This window comes from Streptomyces chumphonensis (assembly GCF_014779715.1).
In the GTDB taxonomy this organism is placed as follows: Bacteria; Actinomycetota; Actinomycetes; order Streptomycetales; family Streptomycetaceae; genus Streptomyces; species Streptomyces chumphonensis.
In genome coordinates, this window is sequence record NZ_JACXYU010000015.1 from 56,672 (window position 1) to 83,489 (window position 26,818).

General features: G+C 72.8%; 28 protein-coding genes and 1 tRNA gene. 11 read left to right on the forward strand and 18 right to left on the reverse strand.

What is annotated here, in order from left to right; translation table 11 throughout:
* Positions 1–56 precede the first annotated feature (56 nt).
* From IF129_RS22250 to IF129_RS22275, 6 genes are all read right to left on the reverse strand, one after another.
* Complete coding sequence (locus IF129_RS22250; protein WP_191211571.1) at positions 57–869, reverse strand: class I SAM-dependent methyltransferase; 813 nt, start codon at positions 867–869, stop codon at positions 57–59.
* Positions 866–2,428 carry a radical SAM protein gene (locus IF129_RS22255; RefSeq protein WP_191211572.1) on the reverse strand — a complete coding sequence of 521 codons (1,563 nt, stop codon included), beginning with the start codon at positions 2,426–2,428 and terminating at the stop codon, positions 866–868. Before IF129_RS22255 ends, IF129_RS22250 begins: the two co-directional genes overlap by 4 nt.
* Positions 2,425–2,874 carry a MauE/DoxX family redox-associated membrane protein gene (locus IF129_RS22260; RefSeq protein WP_191211573.1) on the reverse strand — a complete coding sequence of 150 codons (450 nt, stop codon included), beginning with the start codon at positions 2,872–2,874 and terminating at the stop codon, positions 2,425–2,427. The genes IF129_RS22255 and IF129_RS22260 overlap by 4 nt, the downstream gene beginning before the upstream one ends.
* Positions 2,875–2,952: 78 nt before the next feature.
* Positions 2,953–3,657 carry a Crp/Fnr family transcriptional regulator gene (locus tag IF129_RS22265; protein WP_191211574.1) on the reverse strand — a complete coding sequence of 235 codons (705 nt, stop codon included), beginning with the start codon at positions 3,655–3,657 and terminating at the stop codon, positions 2,953–2,955.
* Between the two features lie 149 nt (positions 3,658–3,806).
* Positions 3,807–4,397, reverse strand: a complete 591-nt coding sequence (locus tag IF129_RS22270; protein WP_191211575.1) for an SRPBCC family protein — start codon at positions 4,395–4,397, stop codon at positions 3,807–3,809.
* A gap of 56 nt (positions 4,398–4,453) precedes the next feature.
* The gene (locus IF129_RS22275; RefSeq protein WP_191211576.1) at positions 4,454–4,753 is read right to left on the reverse strand and encodes a DUF427 domain-containing protein; all 300 of its coding nucleotides are present in this window, start codon (positions 4,751–4,753) and stop codon (positions 4,454–4,456) included.
* Between the two features lie 143 nt (positions 4,754–4,896).
* Between IF129_RS22275 and IF129_RS22280 the strand changes: the two genes are divergently transcribed.
* On the forward strand, positions 4,897–5,307 hold the full coding sequence (locus IF129_RS22280; protein WP_191211577.1) for an SRPBCC family protein: 411 nt from the start codon (positions 4,897–4,899) through the stop codon (positions 5,305–5,307).
* A gap of 174 nt (positions 5,308–5,481) precedes the next feature.
* On the forward strand, positions 5,482–6,159 hold the full coding sequence (locus tag IF129_RS22285; RefSeq protein ID WP_191211578.1) for an esterase/lipase family protein: 678 nt from the start codon (positions 5,482–5,484) through the stop codon (positions 6,157–6,159).
* Between the two features lie 112 nt (positions 6,160–6,271).
* Here IF129_RS22285 and IF129_RS22290 read toward each other — a convergent pair whose 3' ends face one another.
* The 5 genes from IF129_RS22290 to IF129_RS22310 all read right to left on the reverse strand — a co-directional run bounded on the left by IF129_RS22290 (position 6,272) and on the right by IF129_RS22310 (position 11,958).
* Positions 6,272–6,712, reverse strand: coding sequence for a hypothetical protein (locus IF129_RS22290; RefSeq protein ID WP_191211579.1), 441 nt, complete (start codon positions 6,710–6,712; stop codon positions 6,272–6,274).
* Between the two features lie 22 nt (positions 6,713–6,734).
* Positions 6,735–8,690: a hypothetical protein gene (locus IF129_RS22295; RefSeq protein WP_191211580.1), complete on the reverse strand. Its 1,956-nt coding sequence runs from the start codon at positions 8,688–8,690 to the stop codon at positions 6,735–6,737.
* A gap of 274 nt (positions 8,691–8,964) precedes the next feature.
* Positions 8,965–9,786: a M23 family metallopeptidase gene (locus IF129_RS22300; protein WP_191211581.1), complete on the reverse strand. Its 822-nt coding sequence runs from the start codon at positions 9,784–9,786 to the stop codon at positions 8,965–8,967.
* Between the two features lie 91 nt (positions 9,787–9,877).
* The gene (locus IF129_RS22305; RefSeq protein ID WP_381479916.1) at positions 9,878–11,209 is read right to left on the reverse strand and encodes an HTTM domain-containing protein; all 1,332 of its coding nucleotides are present in this window, start codon (positions 11,207–11,209) and stop codon (positions 9,878–9,880) included.
* Positions 11,206–11,958, reverse strand: a complete 753-nt coding sequence (locus IF129_RS22310) for a DUF5819 family protein (protein WP_318153885.1) — start codon at positions 11,956–11,958, stop codon at positions 11,206–11,208. The genes IF129_RS22305 and IF129_RS22310 overlap by 4 nt, the downstream gene beginning before the upstream one ends.
* Positions 11,959–12,149: 191 nt before the next feature.
* Here IF129_RS22310 and paaA point away from each other — a divergent pair, with 191 nt between their 5' ends.
* The 5 genes from paaA to IF129_RS22335 are packed head-to-tail and all read left to right on the forward strand — an operon-like array spanning position 12,150 to position 15,742.
* Positions 12,150–13,154: a 1,2-phenylacetyl-CoA epoxidase subunit PaaA gene (gene paaA, locus IF129_RS22315; protein WP_191211582.1), complete on the forward strand. Its 1,005-nt coding sequence runs from the start codon at positions 12,150–12,152 to the stop codon at positions 13,152–13,154.
* Positions 13,151–13,444, forward strand: a complete 294-nt coding sequence (paaB, locus tag IF129_RS22320; RefSeq protein WP_191211583.1) for a 1,2-phenylacetyl-CoA epoxidase subunit PaaB — start codon at positions 13,151–13,153, stop codon at positions 13,442–13,444. The genes paaA and paaB overlap by 4 nt, the downstream gene beginning before the upstream one ends.
* Positions 13,445–13,476: 32 nt before the next feature.
* A complete protein-coding gene (gene paaC, locus IF129_RS22325; protein WP_191211640.1) occupies positions 13,477–14,175 on the forward strand; it encodes a 1,2-phenylacetyl-CoA epoxidase subunit PaaC in 699 nt (232 codons plus the stop codon).
* Between the two features lie 17 nt (positions 14,176–14,192).
* Complete coding sequence (gene paaD, locus IF129_RS22330) at positions 14,193–14,687, forward strand: 1,2-phenylacetyl-CoA epoxidase subunit PaaD (RefSeq protein ID WP_191211639.1); 495 nt, start codon at positions 14,193–14,195, stop codon at positions 14,685–14,687.
* Positions 14,688–14,689: 2 nt separating this feature from the next.
* On the forward strand, positions 14,690–15,742 hold the full coding sequence (locus IF129_RS22335) for a 2Fe-2S iron-sulfur cluster-binding protein (protein WP_191211641.1): 1,053 nt from the start codon (positions 14,690–14,692) through the stop codon (positions 15,740–15,742).
* Between the two features lie 39 nt (positions 15,743–15,781).
* Here the strand turns inward: IF129_RS22335 and IF129_RS22340 are convergent, their stop codons facing one another.
* Genes IF129_RS22340 through IF129_RS22350 form a run of 3 tightly spaced genes read right to left on the reverse strand, consistent with a single transcriptional unit; the run spans position 15,782 to position 17,409 of the window.
* Positions 15,782–16,120 (reverse strand): rhodanese-like domain-containing protein, encoded by a 339-nt coding sequence (locus IF129_RS22340; RefSeq protein WP_191211584.1) that lies wholly within the window; start codon positions 16,118–16,120, stop codon positions 15,782–15,784.
* 43 nt (positions 16,121–16,163) lie between these two features.
* Entirely contained in the window at positions 16,164–16,985 is an 822-nt protein-coding gene (locus tag IF129_RS22345) for a hypothetical protein (RefSeq protein ID WP_318153886.1), read from the reverse strand.
* Between the two features lie 25 nt (positions 16,986–17,010).
* Positions 17,011–17,409, reverse strand: coding sequence for a winged helix-turn-helix transcriptional regulator (locus tag IF129_RS22350; protein ID WP_191211586.1), 399 nt, complete (start codon positions 17,407–17,409; stop codon positions 17,011–17,013).
* Positions 17,410–17,531: 122 nt separating this feature from the next.
* Here IF129_RS22350 and IF129_RS22355 point away from each other — a divergent pair, with 122 nt between their 5' ends.
* Positions 17,532–18,131 (forward strand): FMN-dependent NADH-azoreductase, encoded by a 600-nt coding sequence (locus IF129_RS22355; protein ID WP_191211587.1) that lies wholly within the window; start codon positions 17,532–17,534, stop codon positions 18,129–18,131.
* A 67-nt stretch (positions 18,132–18,198) separates the two neighbouring features.
* Here the strand turns inward: IF129_RS22355 and meaB are convergent, their stop codons facing one another.
* The 4 genes from meaB to IF129_RS22375 form a co-directional block, all read right to left on the reverse strand.
* Complete coding sequence (meaB, locus tag IF129_RS22360; protein WP_191211588.1) at positions 18,199–19,218, reverse strand: methylmalonyl Co-A mutase-associated GTPase MeaB; 1,020 nt, start codon at positions 19,216–19,218, stop codon at positions 18,199–18,201.
* A 31-nt stretch (positions 19,219–19,249) separates the two neighbouring features.
* Positions 19,250–21,472 carry a methylmalonyl-CoA mutase gene (scpA, locus tag IF129_RS22365; protein WP_191211589.1) on the reverse strand — a complete coding sequence of 741 codons (2,223 nt, stop codon included), beginning with the start codon at positions 21,470–21,472 and terminating at the stop codon, positions 19,250–19,252.
* Entirely contained in the window at positions 21,472–23,355 is a 1,884-nt protein-coding gene (locus tag IF129_RS22370) for a methylmalonyl-CoA mutase subunit beta (protein ID WP_191211590.1), read from the reverse strand. The genes scpA and IF129_RS22370 overlap by 1 nt, the downstream gene beginning before the upstream one ends.
* Positions 23,356–23,557: 202 nt before the next feature.
* Positions 23,558–23,641, reverse strand: a tRNA-Leu gene (locus tag IF129_RS22375).
* Positions 23,642–23,973: 332 nt separating this feature from the next.
* Between IF129_RS22375 and IF129_RS22380 the strand changes: the two genes are divergently transcribed.
* From IF129_RS22380 to IF129_RS22390, 3 genes are all read left to right on the forward strand, one after another.
* Entirely contained in the window at positions 23,974–24,741 is a 768-nt protein-coding gene (locus IF129_RS22380; protein ID WP_191211591.1) for an FhaA domain-containing protein, read from the forward strand.
* 10 nt (positions 24,742–24,751) lie between these two features.
* Complete coding sequence (locus tag IF129_RS22385) at positions 24,752–25,261, forward strand: FHA domain-containing protein FhaB/FipA (protein WP_191211592.1); 510 nt, start codon at positions 24,752–24,754, stop codon at positions 25,259–25,261.
* Positions 25,262–25,326: 65 nt separating this feature from the next.
* Positions 25,327–26,808 carry a Stp1/IreP family PP2C-type Ser/Thr phosphatase gene (locus tag IF129_RS22390; RefSeq protein WP_224755401.1) on the forward strand — a complete coding sequence of 494 codons (1,482 nt, stop codon included), beginning with the start codon at positions 25,327–25,329 and terminating at the stop codon, positions 26,806–26,808.
* Positions 26,809–26,818 lie beyond the last annotated feature (10 nt).

Sequence of the window (26,818 nt, forward strand, 5' to 3'; positions counted from 1 at the left end):
CCGGTGCGGTCGGGTTCGTGGACCTCCGGAGTGCGGCGAGGCGGGACCGGAGGGCGTCAAGGCCGCCCGGCCGGGGGCTTCTCGGCGATCAGGAGGGCGTAGCCGAGGACGCCGTCCGCGACGGCCGAGCGGGCGGCGGCCAGGACGGTGGGGGCGGCGGCGAGGTCGATGTCCGCGGCGGCCAGTCTGTCGGGGGCCGTCATGCGCGCCAGGTTCAGGCGCGCCTCGATCTGGTCGATCATGCGCAGGAGGGCGGCGTCGTGGGGTTCGGTGCGGAGGGTGCGGAGCCCGGCGGCGGAGAGCAGGTCGACGTACCCGGCCAGGGGGAGCGCGTCCGCGACGCAGGCGATGCGGGCGGCCAGGCCCGTCAGCTCGGCCGGGAGGCGGTCGGTGTCGGCGGTGACGTCGGTGATGCCGACCCGGCCGCCGGGGCGCAGGACGCGGGCGAACTCGGCGGCGGCCCGGCACTTGTCGGGGAAGGTGCACAGCGCGCACTCGCAGACCAGGGCCGTGAAGTCGCCGTCCGGGTAAGGCAGCCGCTCGGCGTCGCCGGTGGTGAAGGACACGCGGTCGGCGTGCCCGGCGGCCTCGGCCGTGCCACGGGCGAGGGCGGTGTTGGCCGGGGAGTAGTCCACGCCGTCGACGCGCACGCCGTACGTCTCGGCGAGCAGCAGCGCCGTCGTGCCGCGCCCGGAGGCGACGTCGAGCACGCCGTCGTCCGGCCGGAGGGCGAGGGCGTCGGCCAGGCGACGGGTGAGCGCGGTGCCGCCGGGGTGGTAGGAGTCGCCGAGCAGGAGGGTGACGACGTCGGAGGAGTAGGCGGCGGCGCAGCACGCCTTGACGTCGTCCCGGGGCGGGGGCTGGCTCATGCCGTGGTCTCCTCGTCGGTCGCGGGCCGCAGCATCCGGGAGCCGTACGGGGTCGGGGCGAGCCGGTCGGCGAGCGGAAGCGCGTTGGGGACGACGTCCGCGACGGGCACACCGGACATCTGTTCCCGGACCTGCTCGCGGTAGCCGACGGAGTTGTAGGCGCAGAACGGGATGAGGCGGCCGTCGGGGGTGATCTCCTCCACGCAGCACTTCATGAGCTGCTTGACGTTGAGGGTGTAGGGGTCCTGGAAGTCCTGGACGACGATCATGAACGCCTTCTCACCGAGGGACTTGACCGCCTCGGGGAGGTCGATGCCGCAGGCGTCGGCGCAGTCCAGCGCCTCCGCCGTGGCGCGGAGCTGTTCTTCGGTGGTGTCCGTCCCCATGAAGGCCGAGGCCGACCAGAGCTTCTCCAGCGCCTCGCGGATGCCGTCGTCGGGCATGACCCGGTTGGAGACGTAGTCCAGGTAGTCCTCGACCTGGAGCAGGCGCGGGATGGGGACGACGGTGCGGGCACCCGGTTCGCCGTCCACGAGCAGGTAGGTGATGGAGCGGCAGGTGGGGAAGCAGCAGGGGACGGGGAAGAAGTCGCCCTTCTGGAACCAGCCCGGCAGCTGCTCGCCCACGAGTCTGATGACGTCCGGGTTGGTGAGGCGGTTCAGCGGGTCGAACGGCACGTGGCGGCCGGAGTGCGTGACCGGCTGGAAGGCCACCGAGCGGACGGCCGGGTGGTCGACGCCGTACTCGATGATCGCGCCGAGCTCGTGCTCGTTGAGGCCGCGTTCGACGGCGGCGACGAGCGTCACCGTCAGCCCGGCGTCCGCACAGTTGGCGAGCGCCTTCTCCTTGAACCTCCGCAGGTCGCGGCCCCGGATCTCGCGGTGGGTGCGCTCGTCGAAGCCGTCGAACTGGAGGTAGACGTTCACGGACCTGCCCGGGACCTGGTTGCGCTTGCCGAGCTCGGCGACGAAGTTCCGGTCCGTGGCGAGGCGGATGCCGTTGGTGTTGAGGTTGACGTTGCGGATCGGGCGTTCCTGGGCGAGGTCGATGAAGTCCAGGATGTGCTTGTGGATGGTGGGCTCGCCGCCGGAGAACATCACCACCTCGGGCTCGCCCTCGCTCTCCACGAAGGCGTCGAGCATGCGCGCGCACTGGTCGTGGGTGATGGAGTAGCCGTCCCCCGCCTGGTGGCCGGAGTCCGCGAAGCAGATGGGGCAGTCGAGGTTGCAGCCGGTGTTGACCTCGATGATGCCGAGGCAGGCGTGCTGCTTGTGCTCCGGACAGAGGCCGCAGTCGGACGGGCAGCCGTCCCTGACCTCGGTCTGGAAGGTGAGCGGGATGGTGCCGGGCTTGTTGAAGCGGGCGGAGGCCAGGTACTCCTCGGCGTCCCCGTAGACCAGCGCCTCGAACCCGCCGTGCTCCCGGCATCGTTTGCGCAGGTAGACCTTGTCCTCGCGGATGTTGACCTGGGCGTCGACCGGGGTCTTGCAGACCGGGCAGATCGACTTGGTGAACTCCACGAACACCTCGTCGCGGTCCTGCTTGCGGGGAGCGGTCACGGTGAGTCCACCTTCGTATCGGAGGAGTGGGTACGTGGTGCGGAGCCCTGCCGTCGCACCCCGCGCAGCAGCACCCCGGCGTACACCAGCAGCAGCCCGTCCTGCACGAGGACGGGCCAGCCGAGGCTCTGCGTCAGGTAGGTGCCGAAGCAGCCGCAGTTCTCGACGGTCAGCCCGCGCAGGAAGCCCTGCACCGCCAACCCCGCCCACAGCAGCGACACCCCGGTGTAGACCCACACCGGGGTCCGTGCGGACGACCGGGGGCGCAGGAGGAACCACAGGCCGCACAGCAGCTCACCGGCGATCAGGGTGACGGCCAGCGCCGTGGCGGCGCCGCCCTCCACGACCTCGTAGGCGGCGAGGATCTCCGGCATCGCGCCGAAGGAGGCCAGCTGGCCCACCGCCATCGCCGTGAACACCGTTCCGAGCACCAGCCGAAGCACCATGCGGGGCACGCTAGCCAGCCGAAGGCCGTCGACTCTGTAAGCGCCCTTACACAGCGCCGGTGTCCACACCCCGCGTGCTCAGCCGGCCTCGTCCGTGAGGCCGCCCGGGTCGAGCACGGTGATCCGGCTCCTGGCGAGGCGGATGAGGCCGCCGTCGGCGAACTCGCGCAGCACCTTCGTCGTCGTCTCCCGCGAGGTACCGGCCAGCGCGGCGACCTGCTGGTGGGTGAGCGCGATCTCCGGCGAGCGGCCCCCGAAGATCCGGGGTCGGGACTGCGCGGCGAGCGTCAGCAGGGTCGTGGCCACACGCTGCGGGACTGACTTGAACACGCTGTCGGACAGGCGTTGTTCGAGGTCGGTGAGACGGCGTCCGAGGATCTCGGTGATACGGGCCGCGATACGCGCGTCCGACAGCAGGAGGCGGCCGACGTCGGCGCGGCTCATGACGCACACCGTGACGTCGTCCAGCGCCTCCGCGAAGTTGTCGTACATGCGCTGCCCGAGCAGCACCATCTCGCCGAAGATCGTGCCCGGCTCGATGAGGGCGCAGGTCAGCGCCCGTCCCTCGGGCGAGACCCGGAAGATCCGGACCCGGCCCTTCTTCAGGATGAACAGCACCTCGGAAGGCTGGGACGAGGAGTAGAGGAGTTCCCCCGTGCCGTACGTCTTCATCGGCGCGGCGGCGGCGATGGCGTCCATCTCCCGCGCGTCCAGGTCACGGAAGATGTCCACCTCGGAGATGCACCACGTCCTCTCCGCCCCCTCGTCAGCGGCCTGCGTCATGCGGTACGTCTCCTCGCGTCGTTCCGGCGCCCACGGCGGCGGCGCGGCCTCCGCCGCCGACCGGGCGAGCGCCCGCGCGCCACACACCGGACCGTAGTCGTCCCGGGCGCCGCGTGGGGGCGCGCTGCCCCGGTTCGGCACCGCCGACGTCATCTCCGGTCCCGGGCGCCCCGCGCGCTCGCGCGGCGCTCGGCCTCCCGGCATACGGACGCCAGCGTCTCCGCCACCGTCGCCTCCCACCGCTCGGCGACCAGCCGGCCCCAGCGCTCCCCCGGCGCCCAGCCGTCCGTGCCCAGCTCGCCCCGGTACTCCAGCCGGGTGCCGCCGTCCTCGGCCTCACCGAGCAGGAAGGTCTCGACGACGAACGGCACCGGGCCGCGCACCAGCCGGAAGTCCACCCGCTCGGGACGCGTGAAGCGCACCGTCTCGACCGTCTTCGCCGTGAGGCGGCCACCGGCCACGGGGGTGTAGTGCTCGGCCAGCACCATGTCCTCCCCACGCTCCAGCACCCGCAGCTTCTCGCGCATCGCCCGGGTGGCCCGGCCCAGGTAGGGCTGGGCGATCACGTCGAACACGACGTCCCTCGGTGCGGGCGTGTCCACGGCCTGCGGCCCCAGCGGACGGGTCCGCCGTCCCACGCCGACGTCCAGCGGTGCCGCCGCCGTCACCAGTCCCAGGTACCCGGCCACGGCGGCGCCCCCGGCACCCACCGCCAGCCCCAGCCGTCCGGCCCACGCCATGTCCGTCCCTCTTCCCTCACTCGCCCGGTCACCCGCGTGTCCGGTCGTCCGCTCCGTCACTCCGGCTCCCGGTGGTCCTCCACGACCACACCGGGCCCGAACGCCGCATGGCCCGGGATCCTCCGGGCCGGCGGGCTCGGCCGGGGGTGGTACCCGGCACCGTGCGGCAGGCTCGCCCCGCCCACCCGCACCGTGTAGTACCGGGCGACGCCCTTCCAGAAACACCACGTCCTCGTCCGGCTCGTCGCGACGTACTCGCGGCGCAGCGCGTCCGGCGGGACGTAGGGGTTCCCCTCCACCGCGACGGTGCGCGCCACCTCCGCGACGACCGTGCCGTTCCATACCGCGCGCGTCACGAGCACCCACCTGCCCTTCGTCCGTGCCGCACACGCGACGGTAGGCACGACCTCCGGCCGCCTTCGGTGACCGCGCTCACCGAAGGCGGCCGACACTCCGACGTCTGCACGCGCCGCCGACGAGGCGCCGCTACCGTCGGCGCATGGATCACGTCGCCGGGGAGTCCCGCCACATCAGCGTCCGCATCGACCGCCCGGCGGGGGAGGTCTACGCCTACGCGTCGGACCCGGCCCACCTGCCGGCGTGGGCCGAGGGGTTGGGCGGCTCCATCGCGGAGATCGACGGTCGGTGGGTCGCGGAGGACGCCCCCATGGGACGCGTCGAGGTCGCCTTCGTACCGCGCAACGAGCTGGGCGTCCTGGACCACCACGTCACACTGCCCACGGGCGAGACCGTATACAACCCGCTCCGTGTGCTCGCGGACGGCGCGGCGAGCGAGGTGGTGTTCACCCTGCGGCGGCAACCGGGAACGAGCGACGTCGACTTCGAGCGGGACGCCGACATGGTCGCCGCCGACCTGGCCCGACTCAGGGCACTGCTGGAGTCGGCGTAGCGGAGCATCCGCTTCCATGATCACGGACCGTGATGTCTCCGTGATGTAAACCACAAGCTACGTGTGAGTAATCTAAGGCCCGCAGAAGCACTGGCCTGCTTCCGCTCCGGGGCGCGCGCTCCCTGATCTCTCCCCACCTCGCAGCTCCCCGCTGCGTGACCGACAGGAGTTCCCATGCGCCTGCGTCGTGCCCTCGCGTCCCTCAGCGCCCTGGTGGCCGCCGCCCTGGTCGTCCCCCTCACCTCCGCCCCCGCCCAGGCCGACACCTCCGAACCCGTCGTGTTCATCCACGGCTTCGCCGGGAAGAGCGGTCAGTTCTCCACGATGACTTCGGACTTCAAGGCGAACGGCTACAGCGACGACCAGCTGCACGTCTTCGGGTACAACTCGTTCCGCTCCAACGCCACCATCGCCGGTCAGCTGTCCGACTACATCGACGGCGTCCTGGCGAGGACCGGCGCCGGCAAGGTCGACATCGTCACCCACTCGATGGGCGGCCTCTCCTCGCGCTACTACCTCAAGAACCTCGGCGGTACGGCACGCGTCGACGACTGGGTCTCGCTCGGCGGGCCGAACAACGGCACCGCGATCGCCGGGTTCTGCAGCTTCCTCATCACCTCCTGCAAGGAGATGCGCGCCGGGTCGGGCTTCCTGAACCAGCTCAACTCCGGTGACCCGACCCCCGGCAACGTCAGCTACACGACGTTCCGTTCGCCCTGCGACCTGGTCATCAACCCCGTCAGCAGCACGATCCTGTCCGGCGCCGACAACCGGAAGACCGCCTGCCTCGGGCACATCGGGATGATCTCCAACGGCGGCGTCATCGACGCCGTCCGCAACGTCGTCCGCTGACCGAGCCGGACGCAGCCCTCGGCCCGCTCCGACGTCACCCCGACGCCGGAGCGGGCTGACCGCATAGGCCGGTCGGACGACGCCGTGCCGCTTCTTCGGGACGACGGTCCGGTCAGGATTCGAGCGCGCGGCGGGCTTCGGTGTAGGAGTTGCCGGGAACGAGATCGGCCATCCGGTCGAAGAAGGCCCTGCCTCCGGACCGGAGGGCAGCGTCCAGGGCTGCCGAGGGAGCATCGGAGGTTCTGGTGTCCCGGCCGACTTCGGCGCTCACCACGACACGAGACCCGACACGTCGGAAGGACAGCTTGATCGGCTGATCGGGGAAGTACGTCTCCGCATACCCCGAGGAGTGCAGGCACGTCAGCATGTCGGCCATGTAGCACCACAGCTGATCGACGTAATCCCACTCCTCGGTTCCGAGGATCTCGGTTCCTCCCACGGACAGCCGGACGGCGCCCTCGACGTAGTCCGTGTCGGGCGGAGGCATGCGACACGCGGCTGCGGTCACGAACCGGCCGTCCTCGTCCCGCAGAAACGTCTCGACCTCGACCACCGCGCCAGCACCCCGTGCCGGCTCACTTGGGATAGAACTGGCCAACTCTGCCCCTGTTGATTCCGAGCGTGTACTCCACGCCGTCCACCGTGCCGTTCAGTGGATACACGCCCTTGGCACCCTTTTTGATCAACTCCTCACGATTCTGACGCATGACCTGCTCGATGGCCTTGCGGACGTCGTCTACGCTCATGCGGCTGTCCAGGAACGTCTGCCGGCTCTTGACCGAGCCATCCCAGTATTTCGGATGGTGCCGCTTGAGGATGTGCTCCATGCCCTTCTTGTCGAGCAGGAAGGTGTGGTGCCCGAACTGGAACCGTTGGCTGCTCCACTCGCGCAAGGCGGGAAGGCACCCTCCCTTGCTCGGGACAAGAATCGGTGAGCCGGCGACAGGACTGCTGTCCCAGTGGCCGACGACCGTCAGCGCGGTGGTCCGCTCGGCCGGAGAGAGGTGCGCGGCCGACGCGGGGGCGGGGCCCCCGCCCTGCGGGGCGGGCTGCTTCGTCGCGCAGGTCTTGGCGTCCTTGGCCTCCTGGCGGACGCGGTCCACCAGGGCCTTCGCCTCGGTGACGGCCAGGGCGCGGGCGTCGACGAGGGTGTTGGCACGGTAGGGGAAGCGGTAGGTGACCGGGCGACCGCCGGAGCGTCGGGAGTCCGCCTCCGCCTTGGCCTTGTAGCGGGCCTCGACCGAGGCGAAGACCGGACCGGCCTCGGGCGCGGAGCACTTGAGGGTGCCGGACACGGCGCTGCCCTTGACGGGGAAGGTCGAGGGCGCGCTGGTACAGCGGCCTGCGCTCCGTCCGTCGATGGTGATGCTCGCGCTCATCACCGCGGTGACCTCGCCCCGAGTGACGCGTTCCTTCGCCCGTGCGGTCAGCTCACCGTCGAACTCCTGGGCCACCGAGCAGCCGGACGGCCCGCAGGACAGGTCGCCGGAACCGTCGAGCGTGAAGACGATGCCTCCGTCGGAGGCATCGCCGAGTCGCTCGGCCTGCCGCTCCAGCGTCTCGTACAGATCGGAGACGTCGTCGCCGGTGACGGGAGAGAACTCCAAGCCGTCGGAGTCACCGTCCGCGAGCGGGCCGATCGTGACGCGCGGCAGCTCGGCCGGGGCACCCTTCTCGGGCTGCTCGGCCCTCTCGCGCAGCCGCTCGGCCGCCTCGCGGAGGTCGTAGGGCTCCAGGGCCAGGACGCGGTGCGGAGGGGTCCTCGTCACGCTGAGGCGACCCGCCGGGGTGTCGGCCTGGAGCGCCGGCACCCCGCCGATCTCGGCGGCGTGCGGGCCGGGGTCCTTCGGGTCCGGGAAGGTGTCGGTCTCCTGGAGAGCTTCGAAGAGTTCGGCTGCGAGCTGCGGAGGGGACCGGTACTGGTCGAGGACGTCGTCCAGCAGGTCGGACTCGCCGAGGGAGCCGACCTGCCACCGGCCGGGAACGTCGCCCTCCTCGCCATCCGCGCTCTCGGGGTCCGGCGCCGGGTCGTCACGGAAGCGGGTGAACGTCTTGTCGTCGATGCGCAGGACATCGCGGCCGTAGCTCTTGGAGCCGTCCGTGCTGCCGTACTGGATGCCCGACGCCGTCACCGTCACGTCCCGTTCGGTGATCCCCGCGACGGCGGTGTCCCGGTACTGGAGCCCCGGTGTGACGGCCAGCTCTTCGACCGCCTCCTCGAACGGCCCCCGGTGGGCGGGTACCTCGGCTTCAGCCCCCTTGCCATCGGCGGTCGGGGAGTCCGTGTCCGAGGAGGACGCCAGGAGGAGGAATCCGGCGACGAGGGCGAGGACGAGGGTGCCGACGCCACCGAGGAGGAGCAGCGTACGGCGGTCGGCCCAGCGGCCCCGGGAAGGAGGCGGGGAGGCCGAGGGTGCCGTCGTCGGCTTCGGCGGTACGGCGGCGGGATGCTCGGGCGCGGTGGGGTGCCCGGGTCCGGGGGTGGGGGTGGGGGTGGGCCGGTCCTGTCCGGGTTCCGGTCCGCCGTTCATGCCCGGACCTTGCCGCTCGCCAGATCGGTGCGCCACGTCAAAGCTGCCTCCTCGTCCGCCGGCGGCCGGTGCCCGCACACGGCCCTGGGGTGACGCACCGCCAGGACCTGACGCCACGTCGGTTCTGCGGGGGAGTTTGGGGCAACCCGGGGCTGTTGGGGGCGAAACCCCGGAAAGTTGGTCCAGAAATGTCGCAGCCTATGCCCCGGGCACGACCGCCGGGGGACGAAGTCGTGCGCCTTGCGGCGAGACGGGATGGGCCCGGCGCATCGGCTCAGGCCCTGTCCACGGCCGTGAAGAGGGTGTTGTCGGGGGGTACGCCGGTGTGGTCGGCGTCGTCGGCGCGGTAGCGCCAGCTGAACGGGAGGCCGTGCGCGTGGCGGTGGTCCGGGCCCGTCATGAGCTGGAAGTGGACGTGGGGCTCGGAGGAGTTGCCCGAGTTGCCGCAGCGGGCGATCGGCTCGCCGACGGAGACGCGGTCCCCCGGCGTGACGGTGAGCGAGCCGCGCCGCAGGTGGGCGAGGAGGGCGAACGTCCCGCCGCCGAGGTCGAGCACGACGTGGTTGCCCAGCAGGTGCCGGGCGCCGAACAGCTGCCGCACGAAGCCCTCGGCCAGCAGGTAGCCCAGCGCGGGCCAGGACGTGCGGCTGAGGTGGTCGCGCGCTCCGTCGCTGACGCGCACGACCACACCGTCGCCGGGGGCGAGGACGGGCGCGCCGAAGGCCGGGAACTCCTCGGGGCGGCGGGTGAGGGGCCACCAGGCGAAGCCGGGCCGGTCCGCTTTCTCGGGGTCCTCGGGGTCCTCGGGCTCGTGGACGACGTCGACGGCGAAGGTCTGCGCGCACGTGTGCGTGCCGTGGCTCGGGGTCCGCCCGGCCGGGCTGTTGAGCGCCCGCCACCGTCCCGTGACGGGGACGGCCACGGCCACCGGCTCCGCACCGGCCTGCGCCCGCCGCCGGGCGCGGTGGTGCAGCAGGTGGCCGACGCCGGACAGGGCCAGCAGCACCAGCCCCAGCAGCCACACGGCCCTCGACCAGGTGACCAGGAAGACGCACAGCGCGCCCACCGCCAGCAGCACGTTGCGCCACCTGCGCATGCCCGCACACTCCTTCGCTCGCCCGCTCCGGCCCGACCGGCCGCCGCGACCCACCGTAGGGCCCGGCGGGGGTGCCGCCGTGTGACGGATGTCAGCGGTCGGTGGACGAGGGCGCGGTGGACGGGCGGGCGTCCGGCTTCCCGGGCCCCGGCTCGACGTCCGGCTTCCCGCCGGGGGAGGCGTCCTCGGCGGCGGGCCCGGCGGCGTCGGCCGGGGCGCGCGGGCCGGGCACGGCCACCGCCGGACGGCGGCGGAAGCGGGACGCGAGGCGGGAGGCGCGGGCGCCGAGCCAGACCAGGAAGACGGTGGGGAGGAAGACGGCGTCGGCCGCGATCATCGCCATCGAGAAGAACGGCAGCCCGAGGAGGACCGCGATGGAGAGGTGCTCGACGATCATGACGGCGAGCAGGACGTTCTTCACGCGGCGGTTGAACAGGGTGAAGGGGAAGGCGACCTGGACGATGACCGTGCCGTAGGTGATGAGCATGATCATGGTGCCGTGGGAGCCGAGGGCCTCGGAGAGGGCGGGCCAGGGCGAGAAGTAGTCCAGGTGCATCGGGTAGTAGACGGCGGTGCCGTCCTGCCAGCGCGAGCCCTGCACCTTGTACCAGCCGGCGGTGGCGTAGATGAGGCACACCTCGGCGATGATCACCAGCAGGGCGCCGTTGTGCACGAGGTTGGCCAGCGCGTCGAGCGTGGTGCGCGGCGCCCCGGGGGCGTAGCGGCGCACGACCCACCAGGCGGTCTGGGCGGCCCACAGGAGGAGGAAGACGACCGCCCAGCCGGGCGCGAGCAGCCCGAGGCCGAGGCAGGTCACGAGCGCGACGCCGGTGAGGGCGGCGAGGACGACGCCGGTGGGGTCCGCGCCCCGGTCCGGCTGCGGACGCCGCCGGGCCCGGCGCGCGTCCAGGGACCACACCTGCCCGCAGCGCGTGAGGACGAGGTACATGGCCATGAGGTGGATGACGTTGTCGCCGCCGTCCCCCATGAAGACGCTGCGGTTCTGCAGCGACAGCACGCCGATCATGAAGAAGACGGACATGGTGCGGGTGCGCCAGCCGAGGAGCAGACCGGCGCTCGCGGCGACGGCGAACAGGTACACGGCCTCGAACCAGAGCGTGCCGTCGGACCACAGCAGGACGGTGAAGGCGTCGTTGTCGCCGATCAGGCGCTCGGCGAGGGTGAAGCTCCACGGCGAGTCGGGGCCGTAGAGCTCGTGGCGGTGCGGGATCTCGCGCAGCAGGAAGAACAGCCAGGTCGCGGCGAAGCCGATGCGGACGATCGCCGTCTGGTACGGGCCGAGGGCCGTCCCGGTGACGCGGAGGAAGCCGGTCAGGAGGGCGCGGTCGAAGCGCATCGCGAAGGACGGTTCGCGGGGCGCGCCCGTGGGCGGCGGGGCGGCGGGGGGCACCGGGTGCGTCATCGGGCGGCCTCCGGGATGTCGGCGCTGACGACGGGCCACCACGGCAGCACGCGGTAGCGGGTCTCGGTGTTCACGGACTCCTTGCTCCACGGCGGCGGTTCGACCGTGCTGCGGGCGGAACGGAGCTGGACCTTCGTCACGCGGTCGGCGCCGAGCCGGGGGCCGAGGCGGAGCATGACGATCCGCTTGAGGTAGCTCTCGGACATCTCGCCGCGCGAGCCGTTGGGGAGGTTGTCGTCGTCGTGCGAGCCGGTGAAGAAGTCCCAGGCGCGCCGGAGCTCGTTCTGGTTGGTGTGGCTGGGGAAGGGGTTGCCGCGGATGCTCTCGGCGTCCATGGCGGTGAGGTCGACCCAGCCGGTGCGCCGCAGGGAGCCGTCCTCGTCGCGTATCTCGGCGCGGGCGTGCACGGCGACGTTCTGCTGGAGGGGGTTCGGGGCGAACAGCTTCCAGTTCTGCTCGAACTCGGGGTAGATGTAGTCGTCGAGCGTCTCGTCGTGCTGGCGGCTGAGCGTGTTCGACGGCGCGACGTGCAGGAAGACGGCGCCCAGGTGCGCGGTGACGGCGACGGCGACGGCCGCGGCGGCGACGACGAGCAGCAGCTTCGGGAGCAGCGGCAGCGCCAGGACGCTGGCCGCGCCGTCTGCCTGCCCGGCCTGCCCGGCCCGCCCGGCGAGCGGGGCGCCCTCGACGTCCGGGGCGTCGGCCGTGCGGGGGGCGTCGGTGGGCGGCTCCTCGGAGGGGGCCGCCACGCGCGGCCACGGTTCGGCGGGTGTTCGCGGTGCCGGCGGCCTGTCCTTGGACTCCATGCGCTCCCCGTCTCCCTCGGTGCGGTCCCCCCAGAGGTTAGCCACTCCTTGACAGCGGGGGTCGGTCGCGCCAATCATTGAACCGAACGATCGGTCGGTTGGTGCGAGGCGACGGGACGACGGAGGGGCTCAGCATGACGACAGTGCTGCCGGGACACGGCCCAGAGGCACCGGGGGAGGCGGAGACCGAGGCGTTCCAGGCCGTCTTCGACGCCGCCGTCGCGGCCGACGAGCGCATCGAGCCACGTGACTGGATGCCCGACGCCTACCGGGCCACGCTCGTCCGGCAGATCGCCCAGCACGCGCACTCCGAGATCATCGGCATGCAGCCCGAGGCGAACTGGATCAGCCGGGCCCCGTCGCTGCGCCGCAAGGCCATCCTGCTGGCCAAGGTGCAGGACGAGGCGGGCCACGGCCTGTACCTCTACAGCGCCGCCGAGACGCTCGGCACCGGCCGGGACGAGCTGCTCGACAAGCTGCACACCGGCCGCCAGAAGTACTCCTCGATCTTCAACTACCCGACGCTGACCTGGGCCGACGTCGGCGCGATCGGCTGGCTCGTGGACGGCGCGGCCATCACCAACCAGGTGCCGCTGTGCCGGTGCTCCTACGGGCCCTACGCGCGGGCCATGATCCGCATCTGCAAGGAGGAGTCCTTCCACCAGCGCCAGGGCTACGAGCTGCTGCTCGCCCTCAGCCGGGGCACCGAGGCGCAGAAGGCCATGGCGCAGGACGCGGTGGACCGCTGGTGGTGGCCGTCGCTCATGATGTTCGGCCCGCCGGACGACGAGTCGGCGCACTCCGCCCAGTCCATGGCGTGGAAGATCAAGCGGCACTCCAACGACGAGCTGCGCCAGCGCTTCGTCGACATCTGCGTGCCGCAGGCCGAGTCGCTCGGCCTCACCCTGCCCGATCCGGAGCTGCGGTGGAACGAGGAGCGCGGGCACCACGACTTCGGCCCGATCGACTGGTCGGAGTTCCAGCAGGTGCTCAAGGGCAACGGCCCGTGCAACGAGCAGCGGATCAGCCAGCGCCGGGCGGCGCACGAGAACGGCGCCTGGGTGCGCGAGGCCGCGGCGGTGTACGCCGGCAAACACGCCACCGAGCACACCGGGGCGCGGAACGGGGAGGCGGCATGAGCGGGGCACGGTCGGAATGGCCGCTGTGGGAGGTCTTCGTGCGCGGACGGCGCGGGCTGTCCCACACGCACGCCGGAAGCCTGCACGCGCCGGACGCGCAGATGGCCCTGCGCAACGCGCGGGACCTCTACACCCGGCGCAACGAGGGCGTCTCCCTGTGGGTCGTGCCCTCCGCACAGATCACCGCCTCCTCACCGGACGAGAAGGACCCCTTCTTCGCGCCCTCGGCCGACAAGCCCTACCGCCACCCGACGTTCTACGAGGTCCCCGAGGGGGTGGAGAACCTGTGAGCACCGCAGCCCGCCCGGACGGCCCCGGCACCATGGCCGCGCTGGCCCTCGGGGACGACGCCCTGATCCTCGCCCAGCGGCTCGGCGAGTGGGCCGGTCACGCCCCGGAGCTGGAGGAGGAGGTCGCGCTCGCCAACATCGCGCTGGACCTCCTCGGCCAGGCCCGCACCCTGCTGACGCTCAGCGGCGACGAGGACGAGCTGGCGTTCCGCCGCGAGGAGCGCGACTTCCGCAACGTGCAGCTGGTGGAGCAGCCGAACGGGGACTTCGCCCACACCATCGCCCGCCAGCTCTACTTCTCCACCTACCAGGAGCTGCTGTACGGGCAGCTCGCGGGCGGCACGGAACCCCTCTCCGCGCTGGCCGCGAAGGCCGTCAAGGAGTGCGCCTACCACCGGGACCACGCCGAGCAGTGGACGCTGCGCCTGGGTGACGGCACCGAGGAGAGCCACCGGCGCATGCAGACCGCGCTGGACGCCCTGTGGCGGTACACGGGTGAGCTGTTCCGGCCGGTCGAGGGCCTGGACGTCGCCTGGGACACCCTGGAGGACACCTGGCGGGCCAGCGTCACCGGCATCGTCACGCAGGCCACGCTGACCCCGCCCGAGGGCCCGCAGGCCGCGCCGTGGGCCGCCGGGGCCGGGCGGCAGGGCGTCCACACCGAGCCCTTCGGTCGGCTGCTCGCCGAGATGCAGCACCTGCACCGCAGCCACCCGGGGGCGTCGTGGTGACCGGGACCCGCGCCGACATGACGGCGCTGGAGGCCGAGCTGTGGGAACTGGCCGGCTCCGTGCCGGACCCGGAGCTGCCGCAGGTCGGCCTCGCCGAGCTGGGCGTCCTGCGGGCGGTGCACGTCACCGGCCCGGGGCGGGTCGAGGTGGAGCTGACGCCGACCTACACCGGCTGCCCGGCCGTGGAGACCATGGCCGCCGACGTGGAACGGGTGCTGCACGCGCGCGGCATGCCGGAGGTCGCCGTGCGCACGGTCCTGGCCCCGGCCTGGAGCACGGACGACATCACCGCCGAGGGGCGCCGCAAGCTCGCCGAGGCGGGCATCGCGCCGCCCCGGCCACTGCGGGACGGCGCGGCCGGTGGGGCCGTCCCCCTCACCCTCGCGATCCGCTGCCCGCACTGCGGCTCCGCGGACACCGCGCTGCTGAGCCGCTTCTCCTCCACCGCCTGCAAGGCGCTGCGCCGCTGCACCTCCTGCCTGGAGCCGTTCGACCACTTCAAGGAGCTGTGATGATCTTCCATGCGCTCCGCGTCTCGGCGGTCGAGCGGCTCACCGACGACGCCGTGGCCGTGACGTTCGCGGTCCCGCCCGAGCTGCGGGAGACCTTCCGGCACCGGCCGGGGCAGCACCTCACCCTGCGCCGCGTCATCGACGGCGCGGAGGTGCGGCGCACGTACTCGATCTGCACCCCGGCCGGGCCCGAGCCGCTGCTGAAGGTGGGCATCCGGCACGTCGAGGCGGGCGCGTTCTCGTCCTGGGCGCTCAAGGAGCTGGCCGTGGGCGACGAGGTCGACGTCCTGCCGCCCACCGGCCGCTTCGTGCTGGAGCCGCGCGCGGGGCACTACGCCGCCGTCGTCGGCGGCAGCGGCATCACGCCCGTCCTGTCCATCGCCGCGACCCTGCTCGAACAGGAGCCGGACGCGCGGTTCTGCCTCCTGCGGGCCGACCGCACGACCGCCTCGGCGATGTTCCTGGAGGAGACGGCCGAGCTGAAGGACCGCTTCCCCGAGCGGCTGCACCTGGTGCACACCCTCTCCCGCGAGGAGCGGCAGACGGGCCTGCCCACCGGGCGGCTGGACGCCGCACGGCTGACGGCGCTCCTGCCCGCCCTGCTGCCCGTGCCGGACGTCGCGGGCTGGTTCCTGTGCGGGCCCCACGGCCTGGTGGAGGGCGCCGAGGAGGCGCTGCGCACCCTCGGCGTCCCCCGGGACCGGGTGCACCAGGAGATCTTCCACGCCGCCGGGACGCCCGGCCCGGCCGCACCGGCGGCCGTGGCGGAGGCGGGCCCGGAGGCGACCGTGAGCGCCACCCTGGACGGGCGCGGCGGAAGCTGGCCCGCCCGTGCGGGGGAGACGGTCCTGGAGACGGTGCTGCGGCACCGGGCGGACGCCCCGTACGCCTGCAAGGGCGGGGTGTGCGGCACCTGCCGGGTCCGGCTGCTCGACGGCGAGGTGCGCATGGACCGCAACTTCGCCCTGGAGGACGACGAGCTGGCCGACGGCTACGTCCTGGCCTGCCAGTCGCGCCCGGCGACGGCGTCCGTCACCGTCGACTTCGACGGCTGACAGCGTCGGCGTCGGCGTCGGCGTCGGCGTCGGTGCCCGTCACAGGACGTGGGCGGGGTCCGTGTCGCCGGTCATCGGCCGGCCGGCGGCGGCCCAGCTCAGCATGCCGCCGTCCACGTTGACGGCGTCCACGCCCTGGGCGACGAGGAACTGCGTCACCTGCGCCGAGCGCCCGCCGACGCGGCAGACCACGTAGACCCGGTCGTCCCCGGCGCGCTCGGTGACCTCCGCGGCCCGGCCGACGACCTCGCCGATCGGGACGTGCAGGGCGCCCTCGGCCCGTCCGGCGGCCCACTCGTCGGGCTCGCGGACGTCCAGCAGGAAGGCGTCGGCGGGGACGTCCCTGACGTCCACGGAGGGGATGGGGGCGTGGTTCATCGGTCTCGCGCTTCCTCTCGGGGTGCGGCGGGCGGTGGGGTGCTCAGGTCTCCAGCAGCTCGGCGAGCCGCTGCTCCCGTTCGGCGACCTGGGCGTCGAGCTGCCGGGCGATGTCGTCGAGCAGCCCGTCGGGGTCGTCGTGGGCCAGCTTCAGCATGGAGCCGATGGCGCTGTCCTCCAGCTCCCGCACGACCTGGCCGAGCCAGTCCTTGCGGGAGGCCAGCCACTCCAGCCGCGCGTACAGCTCCTCGCCCCGGCTGACGGGGTCGGGCTCCCGGGGCGGCCCGGCGGCCCACTCCTCGGCGAGGGCGGCGAGGGCCTCCTCGTCGCCGTCGGCGTAGGCGCGGTTCACCCGGACGATGAACTCCTCGCGGCGCAGCCGCTCGTCCTCGTCGGTGACCAGGTCCGGGTGGGCCCTGCGGACCAGCTCGCGGTAGCGGCGGCGGGCCTCCTCACCGGGCCGGACCCGCTCCGGCGGGCGCACCGAGCGCTCGCCCAGCATGGCCTGGGCCTCCGGCGACATGCCCTCGGACTGGATCCAGCCGCCCAGCAGCTCGTCGATCCCCGGGATCGGCGCGACGGCGGCCCGCGCCTGCTGCGCGCGGCGGACGTCCTCCGGGTCCTGGGTGCGGGCGGCCACCGCCTCGGCGATCCGGGCGTCCAGCTCGTCCAGGCGCAGGTAGACGGGGCCGAGGCGCTGCTGGTGCAGCCGGGAGAAGTTCTCGACCTCGATGCGGAAGGTCTCGACCGCGATCTCGTACTCGATCAGCGCCGTCTCCGCCGCGCGGACCGCCCGTTCCAGCCGGTCCGTCCCGGACTCCGGCTGCTCGCTGTGGGCGTGCGGGGGCTGCTGTGGCGTACTCACCCGGGCCACCCTACGTGCGCGCCGCTCAGGGCTGGAACTGCTGGGGGCAGGAGGCGCCGCCCTCGGGGAGGTGGGCGTCCGCCCAGCGGGTGAGCTCGACCATGGCGGGCCGCAGGGCGAGGCCGGCCTCCGTCAGCGCGTAGGAGACGCGCAGCGGCGGGCCCTCGTCCACGGTGCGCAGGACGAGGTGCAGCGCGGCCAGCTCTCCCAGCCGGTCGGAGAGCATGCGTTCGCTGATGCCGGGGACGGCGCGGCGCAGCTCGGTGAAGTGTCCGGGGCCGCTCATCAGGGCGGCGATGATGACGCCCGTCCAGCGCTTGCCCAGCAGTTCGAAGACGCGGGTGATGCCGTGCGTGGGCGAGCTGCAGCCCGGTGACGCCGTGGGCGCCCCTGCCGTTTCGGTCTGTTCGCGTGGCTCGGCCATGCGTCCAGGGTACTGCACGAGCGCAAGGGACTTCCTATTAGTAAGTAACTGTGTTACCAATAGGCGCAGACGGAAGTGCACCCACTTACCGATAGCCCCGCCCCCCTCCGAGGAGCACCACCATGGCCACGCTGCTGCACATCGACACCTCCCTGAACGGCGACAACAGCGCGTCCCGCGCCGTCACCGCGGCCTTCCGCGCCACCTGGGAGAACGCACACCCCGAGGGCACGGTCGTCTACCGCGACCTCTCCCTGGACCCCGTGCCACACCTCGACGGCTCCGGCTTCGCCTCCGAGCTGCGCGAGACCCTCATCCGCGAGCTGGAGACGGCGGACGCCGTGCTCATCGGCGCGCCGATGTACAACTACACGATCCCCTCCACCCTCAAGGCGTGGATCGACCACGTGCTGGTGATGGGCCGTACGGCCGCCGCCCCCGAGCCCAGCGCCGCCGGCACCCCGACGACGGTCGTCGCCAGCCGGGGCGGCTCCTACGCGCCCGGCACCCCGCAGGAGGGCAACGACTACGTGCAGGACTACCTGCGGTACGTCTTCGCGACGCAGATGGGGCTGGACGTGGAGTTCATCGTGCCCGAGCTGACGCTGGCCCCGAGCGTCCCGGCCATGGAGGAGCTGATCCCGCTCTTCGAGAAGTCCCGCGAGGCCGCGCACACGGCGGCGCGGAGCCGGGCGAAGCTGCTGGCCGCCGCCCACGCCTGAGCGCCGTCACCCCCGGCAGGACGGGCCGCACCCCGGCCCGTCCGCGGGAGGCGGTCAGCGGCGGCCGTCAGGCGTCGCCGCCGGCGGCCGGGCCGAGCGCGGTGAAGGCGGCCAGCAGACGGTCGGCCGCCAGCGAGGCGGTCAGCTTCCCCGCCCGCACGTCGGCCTCCAGCCCGGGGGCCAGCTCCCGCACCGCCGGATCGTGGGTCAGCCGGTCCAGCAACTGGTCCCGGACCATGGACCACACCCACTCCACCTGCTGCTCGCTGCGCTTCGCCGCCAGCGCCCCGGTGCCGACGAGGAGCGAGCGGTGCTGCTCGACCCGCTCCCACAGCTCCTCCAGGCCGGTGCCCTCCCGTGCGCTGCAGGTGAGCACCGGAGGGTTCCACTCCGCGTTCGGCGGCTGCAACAGCCGCAGCGCGCCCGCCAGTTCGCGGGCCGCCGCCTTGGCGTCCCGGGCGTGCGGCCCGTCGGCCTTGTTGATGGCGACGACGTCCGCCAACTCCAGGACGCCCTTCTTGATGCCCTGCAACTGGTCCCCGGTCCGGGCCAGCGAGAGCAGCAGGAAGGTGTCCGTCATCGCGGCCACCGCCGTCTCCGACTGCCCCACGCCGACCGTCTCCACCAGCACCACGTCGTACCCGGCGGCCTCCATGACGGCCATCGACTCCCGCGTCGCGCGCGCCACCCCGCCGAGCGTCCCCGACGTCGGCGAGGGCCGCACGAACGCGTTCGGATCCACGGCGAGCCGGGCCATCCGCGTCTTGTCCCCGAGGATCGAGCCCCCGGTCCGACCCGACGACGGGTCGACGGCCAGCACCGCCACCCGGTGGCCGAGCCCCGTCAGCAGCGTGCCCAGCGCGTCGATGAACGTCGACTTGCCGACCCCCGGCACCCCGCTGACGCCCACCCGCCGCGCCTTGCCGGCGTGCGGCAGCAGCTCGGTGAGGAGCCGCTGCGCGAGCCGCCGGTGGTCGGGGCGGGTGGATTCCACGAGCGTGATCGCCCGCGCGATCCACGCCCGTGAGCCGTCCAGGACGCCCTGCACGTACGCGTCGAGGTCGGGTTTGCCCTTCCTGGCAGCCATGCCCACCCGTCTACAGCTCCCTCACCGGTTCTCAGAGTTCGTGGCCGAGACCGGACGCCAGGGCGCGCACCAGCTCGTGCGCGGCCTCCGGGATGACCGTGCCCGGCAGGAACACCGCGGCGGCCCCCATCTCCCGCAGCGGCTCCACGTCGGCGGGCGGAATGACGCCGCCCACGACGATCATGATGTCCTCGCGGTCCTGCGCCGCCAGCTCGTCCCGCAGCGCGGGCACGAGCGTGAGGTGCCCGGCGGCCAGCGAGGAGACGCCGATGATGTGGACGTCGGCCTCCACGGCCTGCCGCGCCACCTCCTCCGGCGTCTGGAACAGCGGGCCGACGTCGACGTCGAAGCCCAGGTCGGCGAAGGCCGTCGCGATGACCTTCTGCCCCCGGTCGTGCCCGTCCTGCCCCATCTTGGCGACGAGGATGCGCGGCCGACGCCCCTCGGCCTCCTCGAAGTCGCTCACCAGCTTGCGGGTGCCCTCCAGCGCGGAGGAGCGCCCGGCCTCTTCCCGGTACACACCGGAGATGGTACGGATCTGGCCCGCGTGCCGTCCGTACACCTTCTCCAACGCGTCCGAGATCTCCCCGACGGTCGCCTTCGCGCGGGCCGCGTTCACGGCCAGGTGCAGCAGGTTGCCGTCCAGCGAACCACCGTCCTGGTGCCCCTTCTCGGCGGCGTGCGTCAGCGCCCGCAGGGCGTCCTGCGTGACGTCCTCGTCGCGCTCCTCGCGCAGCCGGCGCAGCTTGTCGACCTGCTGGGCGCGCACCGAGGAGTTGTCGACCTTGAGCACCTCGATCTGCTCGTCGCTCGCCACCCGGTACTTGTTGACCCCGATGACCGGCTGGCGGCCGGAGTCGATGCGGGCCTGCGTGCGGGCCGCGGCCTCCTCCACCCGGAGCTTGGGGATGCCCGCGTCAATGGCCTTCGCCATGCCGCCGGCCTCCTCGACCTCCTGGATGTGCTGCCAGGCCCGCCGCGCCAGGTCGTACGTCAGCCGCTCCACGTAGGCGCTGCCGCCCCACGGGTCGATGACCCGGCCCGTCCCCGACTCCTGCTGGAGCATCAGCTGGGTGTTGCGGGCGATGCGGGCGGAGAAGTCCGTGGGCAGTGCCAGTGCCTCGTCGAGCGCGTTGGTGTGCAGCGACTGGGTGTGCCCCTGGGTGGCGGCCATCGCCTCCACACACGTGCGGGTGACGTTGTTGAAGACGTCCTGCGCCGTCAGCGACCAGCCCGAGGTCTGCGAGTGCGTGCGCAACGACAGGGACTTGGGGTTCTTCGGGTCGAAGCCCCGGACGAGCTTCGCCCACAGCAGCCGCGCCGCCCGCAGCTTGGCGACCTCCATGAAGAAGTTCATGCCGATCGCCCAGAAGAACGACAGCCGGGGCGCGAAGGCGTCCACGTCCAGGCCCGCGCCGAGCCCCGAGCGCAGGTACTCCACGCCGTCCGCCAGCGTGTACGCCAGCTCCAGGTCGGCCGTGGCCCCGGCCTCCTGGATGTGGTAGCCGGAGATGGAGATCGAGTTGTAGCGCGGCATCTTCTGCGAGGTGTACGCGAAGATGTCCGAGATGATCCGCATCGACGGCTGCGGCGGGTAGATGTAGGTGTTGCGGACCATGAACTCCTTCAGAATGTCGTTCTGAATGGTTCCGGCCAGCTTCTCGGGCGGGACGCCCTGCTCCTCGGCGGCGACGATGTACAGCGCCAGCACGGGCAGGACGGCGCCGTTCATCGTCATCGACACGCTCATGCGGTCCAGCGGGATGCCGTCGAACAGCTGCCGCATGTCGTAGATCGAGTCGATCGCCACGCCCGCCATGCCGACGTCGCCCGTGACGCGCGGGTGGTCCGAGTCGTACCCCCGGTGCGTGGGCAGGTCGAAGGCGACGGACAGGCCCTTCTGGCCGGCCGCCAGGTTGCGCCGGTAGAAGGCGTTCGACTCCTCGGCCGTGGAGAAGCCCGCGTACTGGCGGATCGTCCACGGCTGGTTGACGTACATCGTCGGGTACGGGCCACGCAGGTACGGCGCCGCACCCGGATAGGTGGACAGGAAGTCCAGCCCCGCGAGGTCCTCGGCCGTGTACAGCGGCTTGACGCCGATGCCCTCCGGCGTCTCCCACACGGCGTCGTCCGGGCCCGCCTCGCCGTCCCGCCCGGCCCGCGCCTCGGCGTACGCGGCGCGCCAGGCGTCCACGTCCCCCTCGGGGGCCGGGGTGCCCAGCTCGATCCCGGTGAAGTCGGGGATGCTGCTCATCACTTCACTCCCAGCTCGTCCAGGACGCCGGCCAGCAGGCCCACCGCGTCCCCGCCGACGGCGACGTACCCGCCCACCCCGGCTGCCTCCAGGCTCTCGCGCAGCGCACCGGGGCGCCCGGCGAGGAACACCGAGCGCGCGCCCGCCGACCGCACCGCCCGCGCGACGGGAACGGCCTCCTCGGCGTAGACCGCGTCGCTGGAGCACAGGCACACCACGGCGGCCCCGGCCTCCCGCACCGCCTCGGCGGCCCCGCTCGCGTCCACCGGGACGAGCACCGGCTCGATGCCGCCCGCCTGGAACAGGTTGGCCGCGAACGTCGTCCGGCCGGTGTACGCGGCGGCCCTGCCCAGCGCCGCCAGCAGCACCTTCGGCCGTTCACCGGTCGCGGCGAGGTGCGCGTCCGACCGGGACCGCAGCGCCTCGAACGCCTCGTCCCTGCGCACCCGCGGCAGCCCGCCGGACAGCGGCTCCGGCGCCGGGTCGCGGCGCACCGGCTCCTCGTCCGGCAGCGGGAACTCGCTCACGCCCGTCACCGGCTCCCGGCGGTGCGCCAGCGCCTCGCGGCGGCGCTCCCAGGTGGCCGCGATGCGCTCGCCGACGACGCCGTCGCGCAGCGCCGCCTCCTGGCCGCCCGCGCCCTCGATCTCCTGGAACCACGCCCAGGCGGCCCGCGCCAGCTCCTCGGTGAGCCGCTCGACGTACCAGGAGCCGCCCGCCGGGTCGATGACCCGGGCGCAGTGCGACTCCTCGATGAGGATGGTGGAGGTGTTCCGGGCGATCCGGCGCGCGAACACGTCCGGCAGCCCGGCCGCGTGGTCGAAGGGCAGCACCGTGACGGAGTCGGCGCCGCCCACGCCCGCCGCGAGCGTCGCCACGGTGGTGCGGAGCATGTTCACCCACGGGTCCCGGCGCGTGACCATCACCGAGGACGTCACCGCGTGCTGCCGCTGCGCCGCCGCGTCGGTGGTGACGCCGCACGCCTCGGCCACCCGCGCCCACAGCCGGCGCGCGGCGCGCAGCTTGGCGATCGTCGTGAACTGGTCGGCGCTCGCCGCGTAGCGGAACTCCAGCTGGCGGCAGGCGTCCTCGGCGCTCAGCCCGGACTCCGTCAGCGTGCGCAGGTACGCCACCGCCGTCGCCAACGAACAGCCGAGCTCCTGCGCGGGGGAGGCACCCGCCTCGTGGTAGGGCAGCGCGTCGACCGTCAGGGTGCGCACGCCCGGGTGGTCGCCACCGACGCGCCCCGCCCACGCGGCGGCGGCGTCCAGCAGGGCGGCCGTCGGCCCGGCGTCCCCGGTGCGGGCCAGCAGCCCCAGCGGGTCGGCGCCCAGGTGGGCCCGCACCTGCGCGGCGGGCACATCGCGCTGCGCGTACACGTCGAGGAGGACGCGGGCGGCCTCGTCGAACTCCTCCCCGGCCTCCAGCACCACGGGCGCGAGGTCGAGGTAGACGCCCTCCAACGCGGCGGGCAGCGCGCTCACCGGCAGCCCGGCCCGGCCCAGCACCAGCCACAGGGAGCCGACGCCGTTCTCCAGGTCGGCCAGCACCGCCTCGTTGGTGCGGGCGACGTCGGCGCTGCGGTGCTGCTGGCGCACGTCCCACCCGGCGGGCGAACCGCCGCGGGGCGTGCCGCCGCGCACGAAGGGCGCGAAGCCCGGATACCCGGCGCCGCCCCCGGGGGCGTCGTCGGCGGTGTACAGCGGGCGGGTGGTGAGCCCGTCCTCGAGTGGCGTGGAGAGCGCCTCCTCGGCTCCTGCCCCGGTGGCCTCACTCGCGCCGGACTTCCGCAGCACACCCTCGACGAGGTGCTGCCACTGCGCGCGTGTGACTTCCGGGAACTCGGCGGCCAGAGAGAGCCCGTCATCAGGCAGGACCGTCATAGCGGCAGGCTAGGGCTTCGCACTGACGAGCGCACCGGCGCACACCTGTGACCTTGAACTCTCACCGGCCGTGGGGCGCGGGCATGCGGGGCGTGAGGGACACGACGTCCCACCGGGCCGAACCGGCCCGACGACGAGCCGGCCGGCCCCGGGAAACGCGTCACGGCCGACACCGTGAACGATGCCGACCGTGACGTCGATGTGCGCGAGGGGGGAGTTGAACCCCCACGCCCTTTCGGGCACTGGAACCTGAATCCAGCGCGTCTGCCTATTCCGCCACCCGCGCATGGGTGTGTCGTGAGGAACCTTCCTCCGCCGTTCGGATGACTCCGTTCCGCTTCGGGCCGCTCCCTGGCGACGTCCAAAAGACTAGCACGGTGCCGGGAGTGCTCTCACATCCGTAACGGCCGCCCCGCGACCACCGCCGGGTGGGGGACACTGGGAGCCGGACGCCTCTACGATCCCGTGTGAGAGGTGACACCCCCGACGTCGGGGAACGAAGCGGAACCAGTCGTTTTCCCGGCGCGTGGATACGATCAGTAAGCAGTACCGGCCGCTGCGCCCTGCCCGCCCGGCGCAGGCGTACTAGGACACCGGAAGTTGGGAAGGAGGTGCACCGTGGGAGTTCTCAAGCGCTTCGAGCAGCGACTCGAAGGCCTCGTCAACGGCACCTTCGCCAAGGTGTTCAAGTCCGAAGTCCAGCCGGTGGAGATCGCCGGCGCGCTCCAGCGCGAGTGCGACAACAACGCCACGATCTGGAACCGGGACCGCACGGTCGTCCCGAACGACTTCATCGTGGAGCTGAGCGCCCCCGACTACGAGCGGCTCGCCCCCTACGCGGGGCAGCTCAGTGACGAGCTGGCCGGCATGGTGCGCGACTACGCCAAGCAGCAGCGCTACACCTTCATGGGCTCGGTCAAGGTGCACCTGGAGAAGGCCGACGACCTCGACACCGGCCTCTACCGCGTGCGCAGCCGCACGATGGCCGCCAGCACCTCGCAGTCCGGAGCCCCGGGCGACCACGGCGGCGGCCTGCCCCCGATGCCCCAGGGCGCGCCGCGCATGCCGTCCGCCCCGCCGCCCGGCCCGCCCGGAGCGCCCGGCCCCGTCCGGCGGTGGGTGGAGATCAACGGCAGTCGGCACCAGATCTCCCGCACCACCCTCGTCCTCGGGCGTTCCACCGAGGCCGACGTCCGGATCGACGATCCCGGCGTCTCCCGCAAGCACTGCGAGATCCGCACCGGCCCCACGGTCGTCGTGCAGGACCTCGGTTCGACCAACGGCATCGTGGTGGACGGACAGCGGACGACGCACGCTACGCTCCGCGACGGCTCACGCATCGTCGTGGGCAGCACCACGATCATTTACCGGCAAGCCGAAGGGTGAAGCGGGGGCAATGTCAGAGCTGACCCTGACGGTCATGCGGCTGGGTTTTCTCGCCGTACTGTGGCTGTTCGTCATCGTGGCCGTACAGGTCATCCGCAGCGACCTGTTCGGCACCCGGGTCACCCAGCGGACCGGAGCGCAGGCCCGCCGCGCCCCGGACCGCCCGCAGGCCCGTCCGCAGCAGCAGTCCACCGGCGGCGGACGCGGCGGCCGGGGCCGCCGGGGCGCGCCCACGAAGCTCGTCGTGACCGAGGGCTCCCTGACCGGCACGACGGTCGCCCTCCAGGGCCAGACGATCAGCCTCGGCCGCGCCCACGACTCGACGATCGTGCTGGACGACGACTACGCGTCGAGCCGGCATGCCAGGATCTACCCGGACCGCGACGGCCAGTGGATCGTCGAGGATCTCGGCTCCACCAACGGCACGTACCTGGACCGGAGCCGACTCACCACCCCGACGCCGATCCCGCCCGGTGCGCCGCTGCGCATCGGCAAGACGGTCATCGAGCTGCGGAAGTAGACGAACATGACGACCGGAGGGTGGGCAGCGTGCGGATGTACCCGGAGCCGACGGGCGAGGTGCGCATGAGTCTGTCACTGCGTTTCGCCGCCGGATCACACGACGGCATGATCCGCGACCACAACGAGGACTCCGGTTACGCCGGGCCCCGGCTGCTGGCGGTCGCCGACGGCATGGGCGGCCAGGCCGCCGGCGAGGTCGCCAGCTCCGAGGTGATCTCCACCATCGTCGAGCTGGACGAGGACGTCCCCGGCTCGGACGTCCTCACCTCGCTCGGCGACGCCGTGCAGCGCGCCAACGAGCAGCTGCGCGTGATGGTCGAGGACGACCCGCAGCTGGAGGGCATGGGCACCACCCTCACCGCCCTGCTGTGGACGGGGCAGCGCCTCGGCCTCGTCCACGTCGGCGACTCCCGCGCCTACCTGCTGCGCGACGGCGTCCTCACCCAGATCACACAGGACCACACCTGGGTGCAGCGACTCGTCGACGAGGGCCGCATCACCGAGGAGGAGGCCACCACCCACCCGCAGCGCTCCCTGCTCATGCGCGCGCTGGGCAGCGGCGACCGGGTGGAACCGGACCTCTCGATCCGCGAGGTCCGCGCCGGCGACCGCTACCTCATCTGCTCCGACGGCCTCTCCGGCGTGGTCAGCCACCAGACGATGGAGGAGACCCTCGGCAGCTACCAGGGGCCGCAGGAGACGGTCGAGGAGCTGATCCAGCTCGCCCTGCGCGGCGGCGGCCCCGACAACATCACGGTGATCATCGCCGACGTCCTCGACGTCGACGGCAACGACACCCCCGCCGCCCAGCTCAACGACACACCGGTCGTCGTCGGCGCCGTCGCGGAGACGCAGAACCCGCCCGGCGGCCCCGGCGCGCAGGCCACCCCGGCCTCCCGCGCCGCCGAGCTGAGCCGCTCCGTGCCCCAGCAGCAGCCCGGCCCCGCGGACGGGCAGGAGGGCTTCGGCCCGCCCGGCAGCGGCGCGGCCACCGGCGCGTTCGGGGAGTGGACGGACGAGGACGGCCCGGCCGAGGAGCCCGCCCGGCGGCGCAAGGCCCGCAAGGGCGGCTGGGTCAAGCGGAGCCTGCTCATCGTGCTCGCCCTCGCCCTGCTCGGCGGCGGCCTGTACGCGGCCTGGAAGTGGTCGAGAGGGCAGTACTACATCGGCGCGGAGGGCGACCGGGTCGCCCTCTACCAGGGGCTGAACCAGAAGCTCGGCCCGCTGGACCTCGGCGAGGTCCGGGAGGACACCGGCATCGAACTCAAGTACCTGCCCGTCTACCAGCGCAACCAGGTCAAGGAGACCATCTCCATGGGCACCCTGGCCCAGGCCGAGGACAAGATCCAGAAGCTGGGGGACCAGGCCGAGGTCTGCGAGATCGTCGCCGACCAGAAGGCGTCCGCCGAGGAGGCCAAGGAGGACGCCGACAGCTCCCAGCCCGGCGGTGAGGACGGTCGCGAACCGGTGGCGGACGACCCCGCTCCCGGCCCCCGGCTGACCGACGAACAGCAGCGGCTCGCGAAGCAGTGCCGGACGCCGTGAGGGGCAGCGA